The following is a 1,295-nucleotide window of genomic DNA, read 5'->3' as shown; positions in this document are numbered from 1 at the left end:
TTGTGTACCAAAGACCTGGGTAACAGAAGTCAACCCACCTGGGTAACACTTTTTAAAATTACGATTATTATCCTTGTTTTTCCTTTCCTGCGCCCGGGGCCTGGCTTCCTGGAGGCCGTAGGCCGGAAGGAAGCCAGGCCCCGGGCGCCGCATTCTTAGTCCTTCCGGCTGCGTGCCGCCCGGTCCCGACTCCGCTGCGGAAAGTCCCGTTCCGATACCAAACGGTAGTAGCGCCCGCTTTCGATCTGCTCGCCAAGCTCGAAGAAGCCCAGACATACCTGGCGGTAGTAGACTTCGTAAACCAGCTCACTGAGTTGGCTAATGCCAACCCATTTATCCCGCAGCCCCCGGCTGACCATAATCCACTCGTCGTGTCCCCAGCGTACCGCTCCTCCCTTCAGTACCCGGCGTACCGATAGCGCCTCATCGTACTCCGGTGGCTTCACTCGTTCGCAGAAGGGAACCAACGAGGCCGTATAAACTTCCGAGGGGTATTGTCCGTCCAGACTATCGTGTGGACGCTGGTGATTGTAGAAGTCTACGAACTCGTTGAGCAGTCGGTTCTGAGCGCGTAGATCGTGAGCCGGGGATCTACAGCAGTATCGCTTCAGATCCCGGTGCATCCGCTCGTGACGTCCGTTCTGCCCCGGACACCCCGGATCACTGAAGATCGGTTCGATGCCGTGGTCGATGAGCCAGTACGATAGCGTCCCAAACCCGCACGGACTCTGGATGCTGGCAAAGCAGCCACCGTTATCCGATAGTAACTGCCTGGGCTGGCCGTACTCCCGAAAGACCTGCCGCAGCACCCTTTGCACGTTACGGATTGTCTCCCGGTAGTGGCCCTGGACTCGCAGCAAATACCGGCTATGCGAATCGCAGATGGTCAGCGGATGACAGCGTCTACGGTTACCCATCGGAAAATGTCCCTTGTAATCGATCGTCCACAGCTCATTATTCTGCTGCGGATTATTTTTGGTATTGACCGGATAGGTACGACGACGAGCTTTGCGGCGCTCCACCAGCCCCTGGCGAACCAGTACATTATGGATAGTTGTAGCGCTGGGCACATCTTCCGGTGCGTACTCGCGCAAGAGCTCCGACCGAATCTTGCGGGCACCCAAGATGGCCCGCGGGGTAGGTTTACGCAGCGCTACGATGCGCCCCACCATGGCCTCGTCAACGGTGCTGGCCACCACACGGGGGCGGCTGCTGCGGTCGTCCAATCCGGCTTCGCCGAGCTCCCGGTATCGCTTCACCCACTTGTAGCCGGTCTTGCGACTGATGTGGTACTT

The 1,295-nt window shown here is 58.3% G+C and carries 1 protein-coding gene; it reads right to left on the bottom strand.

Annotated elements, in window-relative coordinates:
• Nucleotides 1-155: 155 nt before the first annotated feature.
• A partial coding sequence (locus tag NMA52_RS18685; protein ID WP_254829230.1) for a DDE-type integrase/transposase/recombinase occupies nucleotides 156-1,295 on the bottom strand: 1,140 nt, incomplete at its 5' end.

The sequence above is a fragment of the Lewinella sp. JB7 genome (assembly GCF_024297185.1).
In the GTDB taxonomy this organism is placed as follows: Bacteria; Bacteroidota; Bacteroidia; order Chitinophagales; family Saprospiraceae; genus Neolewinella.
This window is presented reverse-complemented; position numbering and strand designations above follow the sequence as displayed.